This is a genomic window from Cupriavidus sp. SIMBA_020, from assembly GCF_046535395.1.
Taxonomy (GTDB): Bacteria; Pseudomonadota; Gammaproteobacteria; order Burkholderiales; family Burkholderiaceae; genus Cupriavidus; species Cupriavidus campinensis.
The window spans coordinates 1-245 of record NZ_JAWRWU010001424.1 but is presented as its reverse complement, the minus strand read 5'-3'; the positions used below and the strand labels follow the sequence as shown (position 1 = coordinate 245).

Annotated in this window: 1 protein-coding gene; it reads left to right on the top strand. The window is 70.6% G+C overall.

Annotated elements, in window-relative coordinates; genetic code table 11:
• Window positions 1–4: 4 nt before the first annotated feature.
• Window positions 5–245, top strand: a 241-nt coding sequence (locus SB751_RS34235) for a TetR/AcrR family transcriptional regulator (protein WP_410749526.1), incomplete at its 3' end; no start/stop codon positions are given.

Below are 245 nucleotides of genomic sequence, written 5' to 3'. Positions count from 1 at the left end.
CGATCTGTTCGCCGCGCAGGGGGTGGCCGCCACCCGCATCGCCCACATCGCCGAGCGCGCCGGGGTCACCTCGGCCATGCTGCATTACTACTTCAAGAGCCGCGACCAGTTGCTGGATGCCGTCGTGCTGGAACGCGTGGTGCCAGTGATCAGCTTTGTCTGGAGCCCCGTGCCGCAGACGGCCCGCCGCGTGGTCGGCCCGGCCGACACCGCGCGCGCCGCCATCACCGAAATCGTCTCGCGCC